Genomic DNA, 18,952 nt, shown 5'->3' on the forward strand with positions numbered 1-18,952 from the left:
GTGCCCGCGCTGCGCTGCGCTGCGGCGTACGGGATCGGACAAACAGGGCCTCTGGGTGGGCGAAACTGCCCGCTGGCGCCCGTTTCCTCCCGGTTGCTCGGGCAGTTTCACCGGCTAGCCGGTGAAACTGCCCCCCTCAGCCCCCGACCCCCTCCAGGGGCGCGTCCGAGCCGAGCCAGTCCAGGAGCAGGCGGGCGCCGAACCCGGTGGGGCCGGCGGTCCACTCGAAGGCGTCCTCGGGGGCGTCGCCGACCGAGGCGATGTCGAGGTGGGCCCACGGGAGGCCGCCGGTGAAGGGCTCGAGGAACAGCGCCGCGGTGATGGCGGGCGGGCCGCCCGGCGCGTTGTCGGCGTCGGCGATCTTGGAGACCAGCTTGCCGGCGTACTCCCGCTCGAGGGGCATCCGCCACAGCGGCTCCCCCGCGCGTGCGCCCGCGGCGACCAGGGCCTCCGCGAGGGCGTCGTCGGTGGCGAACAGGCCGCCGAGGTGCTGGCCGAGCGCGACCTTGATGCCGCCGGTGAGGGTGGCGACGTCGACGAGGGCATCGGGCGACAGCTCGGCGACGGCGTGGGCCAGCGCGTCGGCGAGGACCAGGCGGCCCTCGGCGTCGGTGTTGGTGACCTCGGTGGTGCGCCCGCCCACGTGGGTGAGCACGTCGCCCGGGCGCATCGAGCCGCCGCCGACGGCGTTCTCGGCCAGCGGCAGCAGCGCGGTGACGCGCACCGGGCAGCCGACGGCGGGCAGCGCGCCCATCACGGCGGCGACCACGGCCGCGCCGGTCATGTCGCGCTTCATCGTGGCCATCGCCTGTCCGGGCTTGATGGAGAGGCCGCCGCTGTCGAAGGTGATGCCCTTGCCGACCAGCACCACGTGGGGCGTACGACGGCCACGACGCGTCGACGGGGAGTACTCCACCCGCACCACCCGCGGCGGGGTCGCCGACCCCTGACCGACGCCGAGCACGCCGCCGAACCCGCCGGCACGCAGGGCGTCCTCGTCGAGGACCTCGGTCGTCAGGCCGGCAGCGGTGGCGATCTCGACGACCTGGTCGGCCAGCCACTGCGGCGACTTGGTGTTGGACGGGACGGTGGCCAGCAGCCGGCTGCGCCACCCGGCGCGAGCGCGGGCCACGGCCCGCTCGAGCACCTCGGTGGTGCCGACCTCGGGGGCGGTCAGCGCCAGCACGACGTGGCGCACGGGGCGGTGCTCGGCACCCTCGCGGCGCAGGGAGAAGGTGAACGCGCCCAGGGTGGCGCCCTCGACGAACGCGGTCAGCTCCTCGGGGCCGGCGACGGCCTGGACGGCGGAGGCGACCTCGTCGACGTCGCGGCAGTGCCGGGCGAGCGCGGCGCCGGCGCGGCGCAGGTCGGTGCGGGTGGTGGCGCCGACCCCCACGAGCAGCACCCGGACCAGGGCGTCCGATGCGTCCGAGTCGTCGCGGCGTACGCCGGGCAGGTCGGTGACCTCGCCTGCCGCACCGGTGGCGCCGGCGGAGCGCAGCACGTCGAGCAGGTCGGGCACGCCCGCGAGGCCGGCGAGCTCGGCGGCGCCGGGGCCGACCTCGAGGTCGTCGTCCTCACCGGGCAGCACCGCCAGCGCGAGGACCTGCGCGCCGGTCAGGGCCGCGGGCGAGAGCTCGGAGAGCGTGAAGTCGGGCGGCGGGACCTGGGGGGCGAGCGGCACCCGTCGACCCTAGCCGAAGCGCGACCGAAGGCCCCCGTCCTCCCGAGGGAGGACGAGGGCCTTCGCCGTGCTCACGTCGCTGCGGTGCCTCGGACGGGCACCGCCAACCGGGGTCTGGGTCAGCCGACGACGCCGGTGAGGGCGTCCCGGAGGCTCGTGGCCTCCTCGGCGTTGAGCTCCACCACGAGTCGTCCACCGCCTTCGAGGGGAACCCTCATCACGATGCCACGACCTTCCTTGGTGACCTCGAGCGGACCGTCGCCCGTCCGCGGCTTCATGGCCGCCATGTGCACACCTCTTCCCATCCGATTCGTGCGCATGACGCGCTCTTGGGACCCCATTATTCCCCATCACCGCTGCGAGCGGGGCACTCCACCCGTGCGTGGTCCGCGGGATGCGGCAGACTCGGCCGTCCCGACACCGTCGTCGACGACCCCAGGAGCGCCATGTCCGAGCCCGTCCGCTACGCCCTCGACCGCGGCGTCGCCACCATCACCCTCGACCGTCCCGAGGCGATGAACGGGCTCGACCTCCCCACCAAGGAGGCGCTGCTCGCGGCCGTGCGCCGCGCCGCCGACGACGTCGAGGTGCGCTGCGTCGTGCTCACCGGGTCGGGCAGGGCGTTCTGCGTCGGCCAGGACCTCAAGGAGCACCAGCGCACCCTCGCCGACCCGAGCACCCCGCCGCTGGACACCGTCGAGCAGCACTACAACCCGATCGTCAGCACGCTGGTGTCCATGCCCAAGCCCGTGGTCGCCGCCGTCAACGGCGTCGCGGCCGGCGCCGGGGTCAGCCTGGCGCTGGCCTGCGACTTCCGGGTGATGGCCGAGCCGGCCGGCTTCAACCTGGCCTTCGCCGGCATCGCGTTGTCCTGCGACACCGGCTCCTCCTGGACGCTGCCGCGCCTGGTGGGCCGGGCCAAGGCGCTGGAGCTGCTCTACTTCCCCCGCACCATCGCCTCCGCCGAGGCGCTCTCGCTCGGCCTGGTCACCACCGTGGTGCCCGCGGACGACCTCGCCGGGGAGGTCGCGACGCTGGCCCGCCGGCTCGCCGACGGCCCGACCGTGGCCTACGGCGCGATCCGGCGCTCGGTCGAGCACGCCGCCGGCCACTCCTTCGACGAGGCGCTCGCGTTCGAGGCCGAGATGATGGCGCTGACCGGCCAGACCAGCGACCACCGCGCGGCCGTCTCGGCGTTCGTGGAGAAGCGGAAGCCGGAGTTCGGCGGCCGCTGACCCGCCTCAGGGCTCCGGGGTGTCCCGCGGCCCGGGAGCGGTGGGTCGGCCCGGCGCGTCCCGCCGGTCGAGCTCGTCGGCCAGGCGCGCCAGGAGGGCGTCGACCTCGTCGGCGCGGTAGCCGCGGACCGCGGTGTTCAGCCGCACCCCCCGCAGGTCGTCGCCGCGCAGCGGGCCGTCGGGCAGCGAGACGTCCGGCCGGTCGTCGTACGCCGCGGGCATCGACCCGCCGCCGCGCTCGGCGACGAGCACCGCCACGGCGCCGACGAGCAGGACCAGCAGCACGGTCACCACCCACGTCACGGTCGGGCCATCCCCGCCACCATCAGCGCGACGGTCTCCTCGACGTCGTCGGTGACGTGCAGCAGGTCGAGGTCGGCCTGCGAGACCTTGCCGTCGGCCAGGACGGTGCCGCGCAGCCAGTCGAGGAGCCCCGACCAGTAGTCGACGCCGACCAGGACCACCGGGAACGAGGTCACCTTCTGGGTCTGCACCAGCGTCAGCGCCTCGAAGAGCTCGTCGAAGGTGCCGAGCCCGCCCGGGAGGACGACGAAGCCGCTGGCGTACTTGACGAACATCGTCTTGCGGGCGAAGAAGTAGCGGAAGTTGACCCCGACGTCGACGTAGGGGTTCAGGCCGGTCTCGAAGGGCAGCTCGATGCCGAGCCCGACCGAGACGCCACCGGCCTCGGAGGCGCCCTTGTTGGCCGCCTCCATCGCGCCCGGGCCGCCGCCGGTGATGACCGCGAAGCCGGCCTCGACCAGCCGGCGCCCGACCTGCTCGCCGACCGCGTAGAACGGGTCGTCGGGCTGGGTGCGGGCCGAGCCGAAGACGCCGACGGCCGGCCCGAGCTCGGCCAGCGCACCGAAGCCCTCGACGAACTCGCTCTGGATGCGCAGCACCCGCCAGGGGTCGGTGTGCACCCAGTCGCTGGGGCCGCGGGAGTCGAGCAGCCGCTGGTCGGTGGTGGTGAGGTCGACCTGGTCGCCGCGCAGCAACGTGGGTCCTCGGCGCTTCTCGCGGCGGGCGCTCACGCGCGCTCCCCGACGTCGGGCTGCAGCCAGGTGCGGAGCGTCTGCTCGCAGGAGCGCAACTGGGCCAGCGGGACGAACTCCTCCTGCTTGTGCGCCAGCATCGGGTCGCCGGGACCGTAGTTGACGGCCGGGACGCCGAGGGCGGTGAAGCGGGCGACGTCGGTCCAGCCGAACTTGGGGTTCACGGTGCCGCCGACCGCCTCGACGAACGCCGTGGCGGCCGGCAGGCCCAGCCCGGGCAGCGCGCCGGGGGCGGAGTCGGTGACCGTGACGTCGTAGCCGTCGAAGAACTCCGTGACGAACTCCAGCGCCTCGGCCTCGGCCCGGTCGGGGGCGTAGCGGAAGTTGACCGTCACCACGCACTCGTCGGGGATCACGTTGGTGGCGACGCCGCCGGAGACCAGGACGGCGTTGAGGCCCTCGTGGTACTCCAGGCCGTCGATGACCGGCAGCCGGGGCTCGTAGGCCCGGAGGCGGGTGAGCACGTCGGCGGCGGCGTGGATCGCGTTGGAGCCGCGCCAGGCACGCGCGGAGTGGGCCCGCTCGCCCGTCGTACGGACCTCGACGCGGAGCGTGCCCTGGCAGCCGGCCTCGACGACGGCGTCGCTGGGCTCCATCAGGATCGCGAAGTCGGCCTCGACGAGGTCGGGCCGCTCGCGGGCGATGATGCCGAGGCCGTTGTAGACGTCGTCGATCTCCTCGGCCTCGTAGAAGACGTAGGTCACGTCGCGGACCGGCGCGGCCACGTCGTGGGCGAGCTTGAGCGCGACGGCGACGCCGCCCTTCATGTCGCAGCTGCCGAGGCCGTGCAGGCGCTCGCCGTCCAGGCGCGAGGGCAGGTTGTGGTTGAGCGGCACCGTGTCGAGGTGGCCCGCGACGACGACGCGCTCGCCGAGCCCCTGCGTCGTGCGGGCGACCACGGAGTGGCCCAGGCGGGTCACCTCGAGGTGGTCGAGCCGGCGCAGCGCCGCCTCGACGGCGTCCGCCAGACGCTCCTCGTGCTGGCTCACCGACTCGATGTCGACGAGGGTCTGCGTCAGCTCCACGACGTCGGCAGACAGGTCCAGGGGGGAGTCCGGGGGCATGCCCGCATCCTGTCACCCGGGCGGGTGTCGGCCGGGTCGAGTCCGGGTGGAGTCCGGGTGGAGTCCGGGTCGGGTCCGGGTGGAGTCCGGGTCGGGTCGGGGCGCTACTCCGAGGCGAGCATGGTGGCGCCGAGGCCCACCATCATCAGCCCGCCGCCGGCACCCAGGGCGTCCAGCCGGCTCGGCGTACGGGCGAACCAGGCGCGGGCCCGGCCGGCCGCCAGCGCCCACAGGCTGTCCGAGCAGCACGCCATCACGCCGAAGGCCAGGCCCAGCAGCGCGACCTGCAGGCCGGTGCGGCCCGCCTGCTGGTCGACGAACTGCGGCAGGAAGGCGACGAAGAAGACGATCGTCTTGGGGTTGGTCAGCCCGACGACCACGCCGGTGCCCACCGCCCGGCGCGCACTGCCCGGGGCCGGTGCGTCCGGACCGGCCGCCAGCGCCTCACGGGCGTCGCGGCGGTGCCGGACCGCCTGCACCCCCAGCCACACGACGTACGCCGCCCCACCGACCTTGACCACCGTGTAGACGGTCGCGCTCGCCGCCACCAGGGCGCCCAGGCCGACGGCCACGAGCAGCACCTGGCCGAGCACCCCGAGCGCGTTGCCGACCACCGACAGCAGCGCGTCGCGCCGCCCGACGGTCAGCGCCCGCCCGATCGTGAAGAGCAGGCTCGGGCCGGGCACCTGGATGAAGAGCAGCGACGCGACGAGGAACGCGATCCACTGGTGGGTCGAGGGCACGCGCCCAGTGTGGGGCTGCCCCGCCCGGCCGGTCCACCGGGTCGGTGGGTGGAGCAGTCCGAGGTCAGCGGCGGGCGGCGGCCAGGCGGCCCTTGAGCAACGCCTTGGTGGGGTGGTGGTCGTCGCCCATCAGGGCGAGGCACACCTCGACCACCTCGGTGTCGTACGGCGCGAGCTCGGTGTAGCGGGCGACGGCCTGGGGCTGGGGGTCGGCCAGCAGCGCCTCGCGGACCGCGACGGCGACGTAGTCGGCCAGCTCGACCAGGGCGGGCGACTCGGTGCCGGGCATCAGGTCTCCTCCGTACGCCGCGACGGCCGCGCGCACCTGGCCGCGGCGCAGCAGCCGGAGCACCTCGTCGACGTCGACCCGCACGGGGACCTCGAGCCGGTAGGGCCGGGAGGCGAGCCGGCCACCGAGGGCGCTGCGCAGGTGGGAGACCTCGGCCTTGAGGGTGGAGAAGGTGACGGCCTGGTCGCCGTACAGCAGGGCGTGGAGGTGCTCCAGCGACAGCCCGCCCGGGTTGAGCGCGAGCAGCGCGAGGATCTCGGTCTGGCGGCGGTTGAGCAGCAGCCGCTGGCCGTCCAGGCGTGCCTCGGCGGCGCCGAGCAGCGACAGGTCGAGGCCGGCCACCGGGGCCGGGCCGGGCTGGCCGGGCAGGCCGCGGGAGCTGGTGGCGGGCATCGCGGTCTCGATCAGCCGGGCCATCACCCGCGCGGTCGCCAGGCCGATGGGGTGGCTGCGGTCCCAGGTGGTGGAGAGGTCGATGACGCCGAGCTGCTCGCCGCTGACCGGGTCGTGCACGGGCGCGGCCCAGCAGACCCAGTTGTGCACCACCTGGGCGTAGTGCTCGGCGCTGAAGACCATCGCCGGGGCGTCGTGGCGACAGGCGAGGTCGAGGGCGTTGGTGCCGACGCTGGTGTCGTCCCAGCGGCCGCCGGCGACGAAGTTGACCGACTCGGCCTTGCGGCGCATGACGCGGCCGCCGTAGGTCCACAGGATGCGGGTCTCGGCATCGGTGACGGCCACGACGAGGTCGCCGTCCTCGCAGGTGCGACGCAGCTCGGACTCGACGCGCTCGACGGCGAGCTGCAGCGGGGAGTCGTGCCAGAACGAGCGGGTGTCGGTCTCGTCGTCCAGCGGCGCCTCGGTCACGTCGACCTGCACGCGCGGCGCCGACCGCTCCCAGGAGCGCAGGATCTCGGGTCGCACCAGCCCCTCGGCACGGTCACCGTGCTCGATGAAGGTCGTCCACGCGTGCACGGCCTCGAGGCGGCGCGTCCGGAGCTCGTCGCTGGTGCTCGTCATGTGCCGTGGGCCTCCGCGGGGTGCCGGGTGATCTGGGCCACACCGTAGCCCCCGGCGCCTCGCCACCACAGGCGTCGTCCGGGGCGGACCGGACCAGTGGCCCTCAGGCGTCGAGCCGGCGTCGCAGGAAGCGCACCGTGCGCTCCATCGACAGCGGCCACTGCGGGATGAAGGCGTGCTGCTCGCCCTCGTAGAGGCGCAGCGTGGAGTCGACGTCGGCGGCGCGCAGCAGCCGGTGCGTACGCCGCGACCAGGGCGGAGGGCAGGTGTCGTCGGCCGTGCCGTGGTGGATCAGCACCGGCTCGGTGACCCGGTCGAAGTAGGTGCGCGAGGACAGTCCGGCGTAGAAGTCGGGCGCCCCGCGACGGGTCCCGAAACGTCGCGCGAGCTCCTGGGCCGACTCGGGCCGGTTGGGGATCGTGAACTGGTCGAGGTTCTCGGTGAACAGCGAGCTGACCGAGGCGTAGACGACCGCGGCCCGGACCGCGCCGGGCTGGGCGACGAGCGCGTTGAGGGTGACGCCGCCACCCATGGAGCGCCCCAGCATCGCCACGCGCTCGGGGTCGACGGCGGGCAGCTGCTTGAGCGAGGCCACGGCGTGCAGGGCGTCGCGGGTGTAGCCCAGCCGGCTCTCCCGCTCGACGTCGCCGGCCGGGTCGCTGGCAGCGTGGCCGCGGTAGTCGGTGTGCAGCACCACGAAGCCCGCCCGGGCGAGGTAGTCCTGCTCGCGCGCCAGCCCCTGGCCGGTGACGTAGACCGAGGGCTCGATGTAGCCGTGGCACAGCACCACCGCCGGGAACGGTCCCCGGCCCCGCGGCCGCAGCAGGATCCCGGACACGGTCGTGCCGCCGGCGGGGTAGGTGACCTCCCACCGCTCGTAGGCGTCGGTCACCGACTGTCGCCGCACCCGCGTGACGGGACCGCCGTCGAAGTCCTCGCGCATCAGCTGCGGCAGCGAGACCCGGCGCTCGACCGGCGGCAGCGCGTCGGCGGTGGCGCTCGGCGAGGGGGACGTGCTTGCGGAGGGCGAGGGGGACGTGGTCGCGGAGGGCGAGGCGGTCGCTGAGGAGGACCCCGTCGGCGAGGCGTCGGGCTGCTCGGAGCCCGCGCAGGCCGTGAGGGTCAGCCCGGCCGCGCCCAGCAGCGCCGTACGCCGCGTCACGCGACCGCCAGAGCCCACCGGGACACCCATGCCTGCCATGGTGCCCGGGCGACCAAGCCGGGCCGTGCGACCGATCAGTCCGACCGCTCCGCGTCGTCCTCCTGCTGCTCCTCGACGCGCTTCTTGATCCGACCCATCCCCGGGAGCTTGCCGAGCATCTCGTTGAGCTCGCGGGAGACGTCGAGCAGGTCGTGGATGTCGGGCGCCACCGAGCCGAGCGTCGTCATGATCGGCAGCACCTCGGTCTCCAGCCGCCGCGTCAGCTCGGGCAGGTGGTCGACCATCGTGACCAGCGCGGCCACCTCGGCGGGCGAGGTGGTGTCGGCGAGCGTGCGGAGCGTCGGCTCCAGCGTGGTCAGCGGCGGCTCGAGCCGGTCGAGCAGGACGCCGAGGCGGTGGACGAGGGGCTCGGCGTCGGCGGCGATCCCGTCGACCCGGCGTACGACCGCGTCGGCGCCGAGGCGGGTGCCCTCGATGCGCTCCAGCAGCGCGTCGACCCGGCCGATCAGGGACTCGGCCGCGTCGAGCAGGCCGAAGACCCGCTCGGGCAGACCGAGCAGGACACGGGGCAGCTCACGCGGGTCGGGCAGGGGCAATCGCATCCTCCATGCCTACTCCGTGGACACGGGCGGCCCGGTTGTCCAACGGCGCAGATCCGGTTTCCCAGGTGATGAACCCGAACTACCTCCTCGCACACGGGGCCCCGTGTGCGAGGACCCGGTTTCCCTTCATCACCTGGGGAACCGGACGACCGTCAGCCCCCGGCGCGGGGCTCGCCGGGGTAGGAGCCGAAGGACCAGGCGTTGCCCTCGGGGTCCTCCAGCGAGAACTCCCAGCCGTCGGGGCCGGCGTAGTCGGGGTTCTCGGGGGCGCGGGTGATCCGGGCACCGGCCGCGACGGCGCGGTCGTGGACCGCGCGCGGGTCGGCGGTCACGACGTAGAGGCCGGCGCCGCCCGGCGGCCGCGACAGGCCGTGGTCCTTCACGCTGCCGAACATCACGCCGCCGCCCTCGGGCCAGTCGAGCTGCGCGTGGGCGACCTCGTGCTCGTCGCCGTAGACGGCCGTGGCCTCGAACCCGATCGCGACCAGGAAGTCGATCATCGCCCGCGGGTCGCGGGCGTTGAAGGCGGGCCAGACGGTGGGAGGCGGGGTGCTCGCAGGTTCGGTCATGGACTCAGCCTGGCCGGTTGCGGTGCCCGCCGTCTTGGAGGTTTCGGCGCTCCTCGACCAGCCAGGCCGTCGGCGAGCAGCCCGCCATCGCGCTGAACTCCCGGGTCAGGTGCGCCTGGTCGGCGTACCCCGCCTCGAGCGCGAGCCGGGCCAGCCCGCGCTTGTCCGCGGCCAGCCGCGCCACGACGTGGTCGAAGCGGAAGGCCCGGGCCAGCGCCTTGGGCGTCGCACCGAGCTCGGCGCGCACGAGGTCGCGCAGGTGCCGGGGGCTCAGGCCGACCTCGCGGGCGAGGTCGTCGACCCGGCAGCGGCCGCGGCTGGCCTGCAGCACCTGCCAGGCGCGCACCACCTCGGGACGCACCCGGCGGCCCTGGTCGGTGGCGGCCAGGCGGGTGCGCAGCCACACCTCGGCGACCCGCAGCCGCTGCCCGCCCGGCGCCTCGGCCACGCGGCCGTGCAGCTCGGCGGCGACGGGGCCCAGCACGTCGGCGCCGTCCTGGCCCACGCCGGTGAGCTCGGCCGCGGTGCACCCGAGCAGCCGTCGGGCGGCGAGCGGGTGCAGCGCCAGCTGGACGCCGCTCTGTCGGGTCGGCTGCTCGACGCGGGCGGCGACGGGGTGCAGGCCCGCCAGCAGCACGTCGTACGCCGTGGCGCGCGACGCGTCCGGCGGACCGGGCTCGTCGACGGTGCCGAAGGTGCGCACCGGGCCGGCCGTGGAGACCACGAAGGTCAGCCAGGGCGAGGGCAGGCCGCGGTGCTCCCCGGGCTCGAGCCCCGACGCGTCGTAGGCGCACGCCGAGACGACGCCCCCGGGCAGCGTCTCGTGGCTCCGGACGAAGGTCGTCACCCGGCCATCGTGCCCCGCGAGAGGGCCTCGGGGCGAGGGGTCAGGCCACCGGGAGGGACGGGTCGAGGTCGCGGGCGGCGTGGGCGTGGATCCGCCCGTCGGTGGTCGAGAGCCGGTCGCCGCTGCCGCCCCAGCGCCCGGCGATGATCTCCGCGGCGATGCTGACGGCCGTCTCCTCCGGCGTACGAGCGCCCAGGTCGAGCCCGATCGGACTGTGCAGTCGGCCGAGCTCGGCCTCACTCAGGCCGGCCTCGCGGAGCCGGTCGAGACGGTCGGTGTGGGTGCGCCGCGACCCCATCGCGCCGACGTAGGCGACCTCGGGGATGCGCAGCGCCTTCTCCAGCACGGGCACGTCGAACTTGGGGTCGTGGGTCAGCACGCAGATCACCGTGCGGGGGTCGATGCGCTGGGCCTCCAGCTCCTCGGCGAGGAACTTGTGCGGCCACTTCACGATCACCTCGTCGGCCTCGGGGAAGCGCGTGGCCGTGGCGAAGACCGGCCGGGCGTCGCACACCGTGACGCGGTAGCCGAGGAACTTGCCGACCGAGGCGACGGCCGCCGCGAAGTCGATGGCGCCGAAGACCAGCATCCGCGGCGCGGGCGCGAAGGCCCACACGAAGACCCGCATCCCCTCTCCCCGACGCTCCCCGTCGGGTCCGTAGGTCAGCGTCGCGTTGTGGCCCGAGGCCAGCAGCCCGCGGGCGTCGTCGGCCACGGCGTCGGTGGCGCGGTCGCTGCCGAGCCGGCCACCCACCTCCTCGGGCCGTACGACGAGCCGGCGACCCAGCCACGCGGGGTCGGGGTGCTCGATCACGGTCGCCAGCGCGACCGGTCGACCGGCGGCGATGTCGGCCGCGACCTCGCCCAGCTCGGGGAACGTCTGCTGGTCGACCTTCTCGACGTAGACGTCCAGGATGCCGCCGCAGGTCAGGCCGACCGAGAACGCGTCCTCGTCGGAGACGCCGTAGCGCTGCAGCACGGGCTCGCCACTGCCCACGACGTCCTGGCCGAGCTCGTAGACCGCGCCCTCGACGCAGCCGCCGGAGACCGACCCGACGGCCTCGCCGCCGGGTCCCACCAGCATGGACGCGCCGGCGGGCCGGGGCGCGGACTGGAAGGTGGCCACCACGGTGCCCACCCCCACGGTCTCGCCCTGCTCCCACCAGCGCAGCAGGTCGTCCAGGACCTCACGCACGGCCGATCACCTCCAGCACCTCGTCGAACGCGCGCAGGGAGTGCCCTGCCACGAAGTCGTCGCAGTGCGGCAGCACCGCCTCGATCCCCCGCTGGACCGGCTCGTAGCCGTCCTTGCCGCGGTGGGGGTTGACCCAGACCACCCGACGGGCCAGCCGCTGCAGCCGCTGCACCTGCTCGCCGAGCTCCACGGCGTCGCCGCGCTCCCAGCCGTCGGAGAAGACCACGACGACCGCGCCGCGGGCCATGCCGCGCGCGCCCCACAGGTCGAGGAACGCCTTCATCGTCTCGCCGAGCCGGGTGCCGCCCGACCAGTCGGGCACCTCCTCGCCGGCCCGCACCAGCGCGCGGTCGGGGTCGGCGGTGCGCATCGCGGTGGTGACGCGGGTCAGCCGCGTGCCGAGGGTGAAGACCTCGACCCGGCTGCGGCCGCGCCCGGCCTCGGCGGTGCGCGACACGAGGTGGCACAGCCGCAGGATCGCGTCGGCGTAGGGCCGCATCGAGGCGGAGACGTCGACGAGGAGCACCACGCGGCGCGGCGTGGTGCCCCGGCGGCGGTGCTCGACGGCGGCCGGCTCGCCCATCCGGCGCAGCGTGGTGCGCAGCGTGCGGTGGACGTCGACCTCCCCCCGCCTCCAGGGCGCGCGCCGCGTGGCCCGCCGCTGCGGCAGCCGCGGCCGCAGCGCACGGATCAGCGCGTCGAGCAGCGCCTTCTCGTCGGGCCGGAGCGTGGCGACGTCGCGACGGCTGAGCACCTCGACGTCGCTCGCGGCGGACGCGACCGTGTCGGGGGTGTCCTCGCCGCCGCTCTCGCCGCCGTCTCCCAACGGCAGCGGCGAGCGGATCTCGCGCGGCCTCGTGGACGGGATGCTGCGAGGCAGCCGCTCCCGGGAGCCGAACCACGCCTCGAAGACGTGCTCGTAGCGCAGCAGGTCGTCGGGGCCGCTGCACAGCGTCGCGCGGCCCGCCCGGAAGACCGCCGCCCCGTCGCCCGCGTCGACCAGGGCCGCCGCCTGGAGGAACACCGCGGCCCGGTCGTGGGTGACGCCCATCCCGGCCGCGCGCAGGGCGCGGGTGAACCCGAGCAGCACCTCGTCGGCCTCGTGCGCGACGGGCACGGGGACGAGCGGGGGCGGCACGGGCAGGGAGGTCATCTCAGCCGGCCAGCATCCGGTCGAGGGCCTGCTTCACGCGGTCGGTGTCCTCGCGGTACTTCACCACGGTGCCGAGCGTGCGCGAGGCGGTGTCGAGGTCGAGCTCCTCCGCGCCGAGGCGCTGCAGCGCGCGGGCCCAGTCGAGGGTCTCGGCCACGCCCGGCGCCTTGAGCAGGTGCTCGGTGCGCAGCCCCTGCACCACGGTCGCGACCTGCTCGGCGAGCCTCTCGCTCACCTCGGGCAGCCGGCTGCGCACGATGGCCACCTCGCGGGCCAGGCCAGGGTGGTCGATCCAGTGGTAGAGGCAGCGGCGCTTGAGGGCGTCGTGCAGCTCGCGGGTGCGGTTGGAGGTCAGCACCACGAGAGGCGGGGTGGCGGCCACGACGGTGCCGAGCTCGGGGATGCTCACCGACCAGCTCGAGAGCACCTCGAGCAGGAACGCCTCGAACTCGTCGTCGGCCCGGTCGATCTCGTCGACCAGCAGCACCGCCGGTGCCTGGCGCAGCGCCTGCAGCACCGGCCGGGCGAGCAGGAACCGCTCGTCGAACAGCGACTTCTCCGCCTCCCCGGCGTCGAACGCGCCCGCCCCCGGGGCGCGCGACGCGGCGGCGGCCTCCAGGGTGCGCAGGTGCAGGATCTGGCGCGCGAAGTCCCAGTCGTAGAGCGCCTGCGAGGCGTCGATGCCCTCGTAGCACTGGAGCCGGATCAGCGGCGTCCCCGTCAGCTCGGCCAGCGCCTCGGCGAGCGCCGTCTTGCCGGTGCCGGGCTCGCCCTCGAGCAGCAGCGGTCGCTGCATCGAGGCGCTCAGGAACACGACCGTGGCCAGGTCGTCGTCGGCGAGGTAGCCGGTGCTCGCGAGGGCAGCCGTCACCGCGTCCGGAGAAGTGAGCTCCATGCCCGGAGGCTACGTCCGACGGGTTGGTCGCGGGTTGGCGAGCAGCAGCCGCGCGCTGCCGAGCAGCCGCTCGCCGAGCACGGTGCCTCCGAAGCCGAGCACGTGCAGGCCGGTGGAGACCCGTTCGAGGTAGGCCCAGCGCCAGGTCCGGTCGCGGTCGACCCCGGCGCGCTCAGCGACCCGGTCGCACCACCCCTCCAGCAGCGGCCGGCCCCCGTCCTCGAGCCGGCGGGTCCACTCCCGCAGCGTCACCCCGAGGTCGTACGCCGGGTCGCAGCGGAACCCGTCCGGGTCGACCATCACGTGGCCGGCCGGCGCCCCCGCGCGCGGCCGGGTGGTGCGCAGCGCGTTGGCGGGGTGGGCGTCACCGTGCACCACGACGTCCGGGTCCGGACCGGGGGCGGCGAGCTCCTCGGCGTACGCCAGGGCCTGGTGGAGGACGTCGCGGTCGCAGGGGTGGCCGAGCCGGGCGTCGGTCCCGAGCACCAGGGTGCGCAGCGAGAGCGCCTTGTGCTCGGCCACGGGCACGGTGCCCAGGGGCAGTCGCCACGCCTCCCGCAGCGTGTCCACCAGCACGTCGAGGGTGCGGGTCGGCTCGCCCGGCGTCTGCTCCAGCGACCGGCCCAGGCGCTCGAGCAGCAGGGCGTCGTGGTGCGCGTCGTGGTCGTGCAGCACGGCGTACCCCTGGCCGGCCGCCGCCGCGAGCACCGGCACCTCCCCCGGCGTGACCGCGCTCGGGTCGGGCATCCGCAGCTTGACGACCCGGTCCGCCCCGTCGGCGGTGCGCGCTGCGACGACGTACGCCGCGCTGCCGCCGGGCAGGCCCCGGCCCCACGTCAGCGACCACCGCTCCGCGAGCTCGTCGAGGACGGCGGGGAGCCCGTCGAACCACCCCTGGCCCACCTCGCCCAGCGAGGCCACCCGCTGGCGCGCCAGCGGCTGCAGCCTCACCTCGTGCACGCGAGCCAGTGTGCCCCGTGTCCCCGACCCGTGTCCCCGGCCGGGGTCACCGGCCGCGCGGCAGACTGGAGCGGTGCCTCCCGCCGACAAGACCTGCGCCTCCTGCGGCCGCCGCATCGAGTGGCGCAAGAAGTGGGAGCGCGACTGGGACGAGGTGAGGTACTGCTCCACCGCCTGTCGCAAGCACAAGGTCTCGGCCACCGACGAGCGTCTGGAGGCCTCGATCCTCGACCTGCTGGGCAGCCGCAAGGGCGGGGCGACCATCTGCCCGTCGGAGGCCGCCCGCCGGGTCGGCGGCGAGGACGAGGACGCCTGGCGCGAGCTGATGGAGCCCGCCCGGCGCGCGGCCCGGCGCCTGGTCGCAGCCGGGGAGGTCGAGATCACCCAGGGCGGCAAGGTCGTCGACCCCTCCACCGCCAAGGGCGCCATCCGGATCAGGAAGGCCCACTAGCCCCGTCGGGGGTGTCCTGGTCGCGCCCGGTGGCGAGGTCGCCGCACTCCACCAGGACCACCTCGTGGGTGCGCAGGTAGGCCTTGGCCCCCTGGTCGCCCACCGCCGCCTCGGCCACACCGGCCCAGTGGTCGCGTCCGAGCAGCACGGGGTGGCCGGGCGTCCCGTCGTACGCCGCCCGCGCGAGCAGCGACGGGTCCTCGGTGCGCTCCAGCAGCCGGTCCACCACCCGCGCGTCGACGTCGGGCAGGTCGACGAGCGTGACGACGCACCGCGTCGACGCCGACCGCGCGAGGTGCCAGAGGCCCGCCCGCAGCGAGGCGCCCATGCCCTCGGCCCAGTCCTCCGCGACCGCCACCTGCACGCCGTCGGGCACCAGGCCCCGGGCCTCCGCGGCACCTGCCCCCAGCACCACCAGGACGTCGTCGCACGCGGCGAGCGAGGACACGGCGTGCGCGAGCCAGCCCTCGACCAGCGCCTTGGGCCGCCCCATCCGTCGCCCGGCGCCGGCGGCGAGGAGCAGTCCGGTCGTGGTCACGGGGCGATCATGCCCCTAGAACACCTGTTCGAACAGCGCTACGGTGGTCGCATGTCCGTGGACTTCCAGGCCTCGCTGTTCGAGGGCTCCCGCGTGGGGGTCGGTCCGCTCGCCGGGCGGGTGCAGCGCACCGAGCTGAGCCGCGGCGCGTGGGTGGACCTGCTGCCCGGCTGGTTCGAGGGCGCCGACCAGGTCTTCGAGGACCTCGTCGCACGAGTGCCCTGGCGCGCCGAGAAGCGGCCGATGTACGACGGCGTCGTCGACGTCCCGCGCCTGCTCCACACCTACGGCACCGGCGACCCGCTCCCCCACCCCGCGCTGGTCGAGGCCCGCGAGGCGCTCTCGGCGCACTACGCGCCGGAGCTGGGCGAGCCGTTCGTGACGGCAGGCTGCTGCTACTACCGCGACGGCCGCGACTCGGTCGCCTGGCACGGCGACGACCTCGGCCGGGGCCGCACCGTCGACACCATGGTCGCGATCGTCTCCTTCGGCTCCCCGCGCAAGCTCCAGCTGCGGCCCGTCGGCGGCCAGCTCGCCGTGAGCCACGCCCTGGGACACGGCGACCTCGTCGTCATGGGCGGCTCCTGCCAACGCACCTGGGAGCACGCCGTGCCCAAGACCGCACGACCGGTCGGACCCCGCATCAGCGTGCAGTTCCGGCCCCGCAACGTCTTCTAGCAACCGGCCGGGGGCGGCTCGAGGTCGAGGTGGTCGCGCGCCCACGTCATCAGGTCCTGCAGCACCGGCACCAGGGCGACGCCCCGCGGAGCGAGCCGGTAGTGCACCGCCACCGGCGGCCCCTCGTCGACCTCGCGCACCACGAGACCGGCCGCGGTCAGGCCTGCGAGCCGGTCGGCGAGCACCGAGTCGCTGATGCCGGTCGCGCGGCGCACCTCCGCGAAGCCCGCCGGCCCGTCCATCAACGACCCCAGGATGACGCCGTTCCAGCGCTTGCCGAGGAGCTCGAACGCGTGACCGAGCGCGGCGTCGCACAGCGGCGCGGCGTGGCCCGACGCCCCGTCGGCGCGGGTCTGCCCCGCGCGCACGTCGACGTCCCCGGCCATGGCGCCAGGGTAGTCCGCCCCCCGACCGTCGCCGAGCCCGCTCGGATCGGGAATGTCGCTTCGTCGTGCGATGTTGCTTCTGATCTGAAAGCGCATCGACGAGCGACGCGCCCCACCCCGGGAGACACCGTGACCCTGTTCCGCCTCGACGCCAGCATCCTGCCCGCCACCTCCTCCAGCCGCGAGATCGCCGACCTCGTCGAGCAGGAGTGGGCCGCCCAGCACCCCCACGACGAGGTGGTCCGACGCCACGTCGGCTCGCAGCCGCTGCCCGCCGAGGCCTGGGCCGACGCCGTCACCGCCGGGTTCACGCCCGAGGACGAGCGCACCGAGGCCCAGCGCCGCGCGACGGCGCTCGCCGCCGAGCTGGTCGAGGAGCTGACCTCCGCGGACGCCGTGCTGCTGGCCGTGCCGCTCTACAACTTCGGTGTCTCCCAGCACGTCAAGGCCTGGATCGACCTCGTCATCGCCGGCTCCGAGCCCGGCGCCCCGCTCCTCCGGGGCACGCCCGTCGTGCTCGCCACCGTCCGGGGCGGGGCGTACGGCGCCGGCACCCCGCGCGAGGGCTGGGACCACTCGACGGCCTACCTGCGCCGCATCCTCGAGGACGTCTGGCAGGCCGACCTGACCCTGGTCGAGCGCGAGTTCACCCTGGTGGGCGTCAACCCGGCGCTCGAGGAGTTCACCGACCTCGCCGCGGAGATGCAGCGCAAGGCGCACTCCGCCGCCCGTGAGGCCGGCGCCGCGCTCGGCGTACCCCCGGAGCGCCGCGCCTCCTGAGGCGGTGAGGCCCGTGAGGTCGTGAGGACAAGTTGACGCTGGTGTCGCAGCAGGTGTGACAACGGCGAAACACCGGGCGACGACTGTTCGGGGCACCCCCACACCACAGGAGTGCCTCCATGGCCACGACGCAATCGCAGCCCGACCTCACCGCGGCGCCGCAGCCAACCACCACCCCCGCCCCGCCTGCCGCGAGCGGTCGCCGGACCGGCCGCTGGATCGACGACTGGCGTCCCGAGGACACCGACTTCTGGGAGGGCGGCGGCCGGCAGGTCGCCCGCCGCAACCTGGTCTGGTCGATCTTCGCCGAGCACCTCGGCTTCTCGGTCTGGCTGATCTGGAGCGTCAGCTCGGCGTTCCTGCTGGCCCAGGGCTTCACCTTCACCCCCCAGCAGCTGTTCTTCCTGGTCGCGCTGCCCAACCTGGTCGGCTCCCTGCTGCGGCTGCCCTACACGTTCGCGGTGCCGGCGTTCGGCGGTCGCAACTGGACGATCGCCAGCGCCGCGCTGCTGCTGGTCCCGACGATCGGGTTCGCGGTCGCGGTGGGCGACCCGAGCACGCCGTACTGGGTGTTCTGCCTGATCGCGGCGACCGCGGGCTTCGGCGGCGGCAACTTCGCCAGCTCCATGGCCAACATCAACTTCTTCTACCCCACCGCCAAGAAGGGCGCCGCGCTCGGCCTCAACGCCGCGGGCGGCAACCTGGGCGTCTCGCTGATCCAGTTCTTCCTCCCCGTGGTGGTCGGCGGCGCCGGCATCTTCGGTCTGGTGAAGGCCAGCGGGGGCGGGATCCACCTCGAGCGCGCCGGCTGGCTGTACGCCGGGCTGGCCGTCGTCGCCACGCTGGCGGCGTACCTGTTCATGGACAACCTCGGCACCGCCAAGTCCAGCCCCCGCGAGCAGCTCAAGGTCGTCACGCAGCGGCACACCTGGGTGATGTCGGTGCTCTACATCGGCACCTTCGGGTCGTTCATCGGCTACTCCGCCGCGATGCCGCTGCTGATCAAGCTCAACTTCTGGGTGCCCGAGCCGGCGCCGCTCGGCACCGGCATCTACTTCGCCTACTACGCCTTCCTCGGGGCGCTGGTCGGCTCGCTGACGCGGCCGTTCGGCGGCTGGCTGGCCGACAGGTGGGGCGGCGCCAGGGTGACCCTCGCCGCCTTCACCGGGATGATCGTGTTCACCCTGGGCGTGCTCGCGACGCTGCTGCAGCTGACCCCGAACCCGACCGCCGACCCGGCCATCGCCGCGGACAACCAGAGCCTGTTCCCGGTCTTCCTCGGGTTCTTCCTACTGGTCTTCGCCTCGACCGGCATCGGCAACGGGTCGACCTACAAGATGATCCCCGCGATCTGGCGTGCCGGTGCCGTCGCCACCACCGAGGCCGGCACCCCCGAGCGCAGCCGGGCGCTGCTCACCTCCACGCGGCAGGCCTCCTCGGCCCTCGGCGTCATCGGCGCCGTCGGCGCGATCGGCGGGTTCCTGATCCCGCTCGCCTTCAGCTCCCCGTGGGTCGAGAGCCCGCTCCAGGCGACGCAGGGCGCGTTCGTGGTCTTCACCGGCTACTACGTGGTCTGCGCGATCGTCGTCTGGGCGGTCTACCTGCGCCGCGGCCGCTCGGCCGTCGGCCGCGTCGAGGTCTGAGCAGGC

Annotated in this window: 22 protein-coding genes; 5 read left to right on the plus strand and 17 right to left on the minus strand. The window is 74.7% G+C overall.

All coding sequences use genetic code 11. From position 1 onward, the window contains the following. Positions 1–136: 136 nt before the first annotated feature. Positions 137–1,684, minus strand: a complete 1,548-nt coding sequence (locus EDD33_RS16365; RefSeq protein ID WP_123392070.1) for a leucyl aminopeptidase family protein — start codon at positions 1,682–1,684, stop codon at positions 137–139. 119 nt (positions 1,685–1,803) lie between these two features. Further along, positions 1,804–1,971 carry a DUF3117 domain-containing protein gene (locus tag EDD33_RS16370; RefSeq protein WP_200936294.1) on the minus strand — a complete coding sequence of 56 codons (168 nt, stop codon included), beginning with the start codon at positions 1,969–1,971 and terminating at the stop codon, positions 1,804–1,806. 159 nt (positions 1,972–2,130) lie between these two features. On the opposite strand from EDD33_RS16370, the gene EDD33_RS16375 reads away from it, so the two are divergent. Then, the gene (locus tag EDD33_RS16375) at positions 2,131–2,919 is read left to right on the plus strand and encodes an enoyl-CoA hydratase-related protein (RefSeq protein WP_123392071.1); all 789 of its coding nucleotides are present in this window, start codon (positions 2,131–2,133) and stop codon (positions 2,917–2,919) included. A 6-nt stretch (positions 2,920–2,925) separates the two neighbouring features. On the opposite strand, the gene EDD33_RS16380 is transcribed toward EDD33_RS16375, so the two are convergent. The 13 genes from EDD33_RS16380 to EDD33_RS16435 all read right to left on the minus strand — a co-directional run bounded on the left by EDD33_RS16380 (position 2,926) and on the right by EDD33_RS16435 (position 14,470). Beyond that, positions 2,926–3,222: a DivIVA domain-containing protein gene (locus EDD33_RS16380; RefSeq protein WP_123392072.1), complete on the minus strand. Its 297-nt coding sequence runs from the start codon at positions 3,220–3,222 to the stop codon at positions 2,926–2,928. Beyond that, positions 3,219–3,953 (minus strand): LOG family protein, encoded by a 735-nt coding sequence (locus EDD33_RS16385; protein WP_246003558.1) that lies wholly within the window; start codon positions 3,951–3,953, stop codon positions 3,219–3,221. The genes EDD33_RS16380 and EDD33_RS16385 overlap by 4 nt, the downstream gene beginning before the upstream one ends. Beyond that, a complete protein-coding gene (gene dapE, locus EDD33_RS16390) occupies positions 3,950–5,038 on the minus strand; it encodes a succinyl-diaminopimelate desuccinylase (protein ID WP_123392073.1) in 1,089 nt (362 codons plus the stop codon). The genes EDD33_RS16385 and dapE overlap by 4 nt, the downstream gene beginning before the upstream one ends. A 104-nt stretch (positions 5,039–5,142) precedes the next feature. Then, positions 5,143–5,781, minus strand: a complete 639-nt coding sequence (locus tag EDD33_RS16395) for a LysE family translocator (RefSeq protein ID WP_123392074.1) — start codon at positions 5,779–5,781, stop codon at positions 5,143–5,145. A gap of 64 nt (positions 5,782–5,845) precedes the next feature. Then, positions 5,846–7,087 (minus strand): sigma-54-dependent transcriptional regulator family protein, encoded by a 1,242-nt coding sequence (locus tag EDD33_RS16400; RefSeq protein WP_123392075.1) that lies wholly within the window; start codon positions 7,085–7,087, stop codon positions 5,846–5,848. A gap of 103 nt (positions 7,088–7,190) precedes the next feature. Further along, positions 7,191–8,279 carry an alpha/beta hydrolase family protein gene (locus EDD33_RS16405; RefSeq protein ID WP_123392077.1) on the minus strand — a complete coding sequence of 363 codons (1,089 nt, stop codon included), beginning with the start codon at positions 8,277–8,279 and terminating at the stop codon, positions 7,191–7,193. Between the two features lie 44 nt (positions 8,280–8,323). Continuing rightward, a complete protein-coding gene (locus EDD33_RS16410) occupies positions 8,324–8,851 on the minus strand; it encodes a hypothetical protein (RefSeq protein WP_148077117.1) in 528 nt (175 codons plus the stop codon). Positions 8,852–9,003: 152 nt separating this feature from the next. Next, a complete protein-coding gene (locus EDD33_RS19820; protein WP_148077118.1) occupies positions 9,004–9,420 on the minus strand; it encodes a VOC family protein in 417 nt (138 codons plus the stop codon). A 4-nt stretch (positions 9,421–9,424) separates the two neighbouring features. After that, complete coding sequence (locus tag EDD33_RS16415; RefSeq protein ID WP_123392079.1) at positions 9,425–10,267, minus strand: helix-turn-helix domain-containing protein; 843 nt, start codon at positions 10,265–10,267, stop codon at positions 9,425–9,427. 40 nt (positions 10,268–10,307) lie between these two features. Next, positions 10,308–11,462: an XdhC family protein gene (locus EDD33_RS16420; RefSeq protein WP_123392080.1), complete on the minus strand. Its 1,155-nt coding sequence runs from the start codon at positions 11,460–11,462 to the stop codon at positions 10,308–10,310. Beyond that, positions 11,455–12,615 carry a vWA domain-containing protein gene (locus tag EDD33_RS16425; RefSeq protein ID WP_123392081.1) on the minus strand — a complete coding sequence of 387 codons (1,161 nt, stop codon included), beginning with the start codon at positions 12,613–12,615 and terminating at the stop codon, positions 11,455–11,457. The genes EDD33_RS16420 and EDD33_RS16425 overlap by 8 nt, the downstream gene beginning before the upstream one ends. A gap of 1 nt (position 12,616) precedes the next feature. Next, positions 12,617–13,510 carry an AAA family ATPase gene (locus EDD33_RS16430; protein WP_123392083.1) on the minus strand — a complete coding sequence of 298 codons (894 nt, stop codon included), beginning with the start codon at positions 13,508–13,510 and terminating at the stop codon, positions 12,617–12,619. 9 nt (positions 13,511–13,519) lie between these two features. Then, positions 13,520–14,470, minus strand: coding sequence for an aminoglycoside phosphotransferase family protein (locus tag EDD33_RS16435; RefSeq protein WP_170169852.1), 951 nt, complete (start codon positions 14,468–14,470; stop codon positions 13,520–13,522). 73 nt (positions 14,471–14,543) lie between these two features. On the opposite strand from EDD33_RS16435, the gene EDD33_RS16440 reads away from it, so the two are divergent. Beyond that, positions 14,544–14,921 (plus strand): DUF2256 and DUF3253 domain-containing protein, encoded by a 378-nt coding sequence (locus EDD33_RS16440; RefSeq protein WP_123393566.1) that lies wholly within the window; start codon positions 14,544–14,546, stop codon positions 14,919–14,921. Here the strand turns inward: EDD33_RS16440 and EDD33_RS16445 are convergent. Further along, on the minus strand, positions 14,905–15,459 hold the full coding sequence (locus EDD33_RS16445; RefSeq protein ID WP_123392085.1) for a nucleotidyltransferase family protein: 555 nt from the start codon (positions 15,457–15,459) through the stop codon (positions 14,905–14,907). The genes EDD33_RS16440 and EDD33_RS16445 overlap by 17 nt on opposite strands. Before the next feature lie 51 nt (positions 15,460–15,510). Between EDD33_RS16445 and EDD33_RS16450 the strand changes: the two genes are divergently transcribed. Next, entirely contained in the window at positions 15,511–16,137 is a 627-nt protein-coding gene (locus EDD33_RS16450) for an alpha-ketoglutarate-dependent dioxygenase AlkB (protein ID WP_123392086.1), read from the plus strand. Here EDD33_RS16450 and EDD33_RS16455 read toward each other — a convergent pair. Next, positions 16,134–16,523, minus strand: coding sequence for a winged helix-turn-helix transcriptional regulator (locus EDD33_RS16455; protein ID WP_123392087.1), 390 nt, complete (start codon positions 16,521–16,523; stop codon positions 16,134–16,136). The two genes, EDD33_RS16450 and EDD33_RS16455, sit on opposite strands and share 4 nt — an antisense overlap. Before the next feature lie 129 nt (positions 16,524–16,652). On the opposite strand from EDD33_RS16455, the gene EDD33_RS16460 reads away from it, so the two are divergent. Both EDD33_RS16460 and EDD33_RS16465 read left to right on the plus strand, forming a co-directional pair. Then, the gene (locus EDD33_RS16460) at positions 16,653–17,303 is read left to right on the plus strand and encodes an FMN-dependent NADH-azoreductase (RefSeq protein WP_123392089.1); all 651 of its coding nucleotides are present in this window, start codon (positions 16,653–16,655) and stop codon (positions 17,301–17,303) included. A 119-nt stretch (positions 17,304–17,422) separates the two neighbouring features. Beyond that, on the plus strand, positions 17,423–18,946 hold the full coding sequence (locus EDD33_RS16465; RefSeq protein ID WP_123392090.1) for an MFS transporter: 1,524 nt from the start codon (positions 17,423–17,425) through the stop codon (positions 18,944–18,946). The last annotated feature ends 6 nt before the right edge of the window (positions 18,947–18,952 follow it).

Origin of the sequence: Nocardioides aurantiacus (genome assembly GCF_003752505.1) — a bacterium.
GTDB lineage: Bacteria > Actinomycetota > Actinomycetes > Propionibacteriales > Nocardioidaceae > Marmoricola > Marmoricola aurantiacus.

Bases quoted from the DNA above. Each gene is read 5' to 3' on its own strand.
- EDD33_RS16370 (WP_200936294.1), bottom strand. From the start codon at position 1,971: ATGGCGGCCATGAAGCCGCGGACGGGCGACGGTCCGCTCGAGGTCACC.
- EDD33_RS16375 (WP_123392071.1), top strand. From the start codon at position 2,131: ATGTCCGAGCCCGTCCGCTACGCCCTCGACCGCGGCGTCGCCACCATC.
- dapE (WP_123392073.1), bottom strand. From the start codon at position 5,038: ATGCCCCCGGACTCCCCCCTGGACCTGTCTGCCGACGTCGTGGAGCTG.
- EDD33_RS16400 (WP_123392075.1), bottom strand. From the start codon at position 7,087: ATGACGAGCACCAGCGACGAGCTCCGGACGCGCCGCCTCGAGGCCGTG.
- EDD33_RS16405 (WP_123392077.1), bottom strand. From the start codon at position 8,279: ATGGGTGTCCCGGTGGGCTCTGGCGGTCGCGTGACGCGGCGTACGGCG.
- EDD33_RS16410 (WP_148077117.1), bottom strand. From the start codon at position 8,851: ATGCGATTGCCCCTGCCCGACCCGCGTGAGCTGCCCCGTGTCCTGCTC.
- EDD33_RS19820 (WP_148077118.1), bottom strand. From the start codon at position 9,420: ATGACCGAACCTGCGAGCACCCCGCCTCCCACCGTCTGGCCCGCCTTC.
- EDD33_RS16425 (WP_123392081.1), bottom strand. From the start codon at position 12,615: ATGACCTCCCTGCCCGTGCCGCCCCCGCTCGTCCCCGTGCCCGTCGCG.
- EDD33_RS16430 (WP_123392083.1), bottom strand. From the start codon at position 13,510: ATGGAGCTCACTTCTCCGGACGCGGTGACGGCTGCCCTCGCGAGCACC.
- EDD33_RS16450 (WP_123392086.1), top strand. From the start codon at position 15,511: ATGTCCGTGGACTTCCAGGCCTCGCTGTTCGAGGGCTCCCGCGTGGGG.
- EDD33_RS16455 (WP_123392087.1), bottom strand. From the start codon at position 16,523: ATGGCCGGGGACGTCGACGTGCGCGCGGGGCAGACCCGCGCCGACGGG.
- EDD33_RS16465 (WP_123392090.1), top strand. From the start codon at position 17,423: ATGGCCACGACGCAATCGCAGCCCGACCTCACCGCGGCGCCGCAGCCA.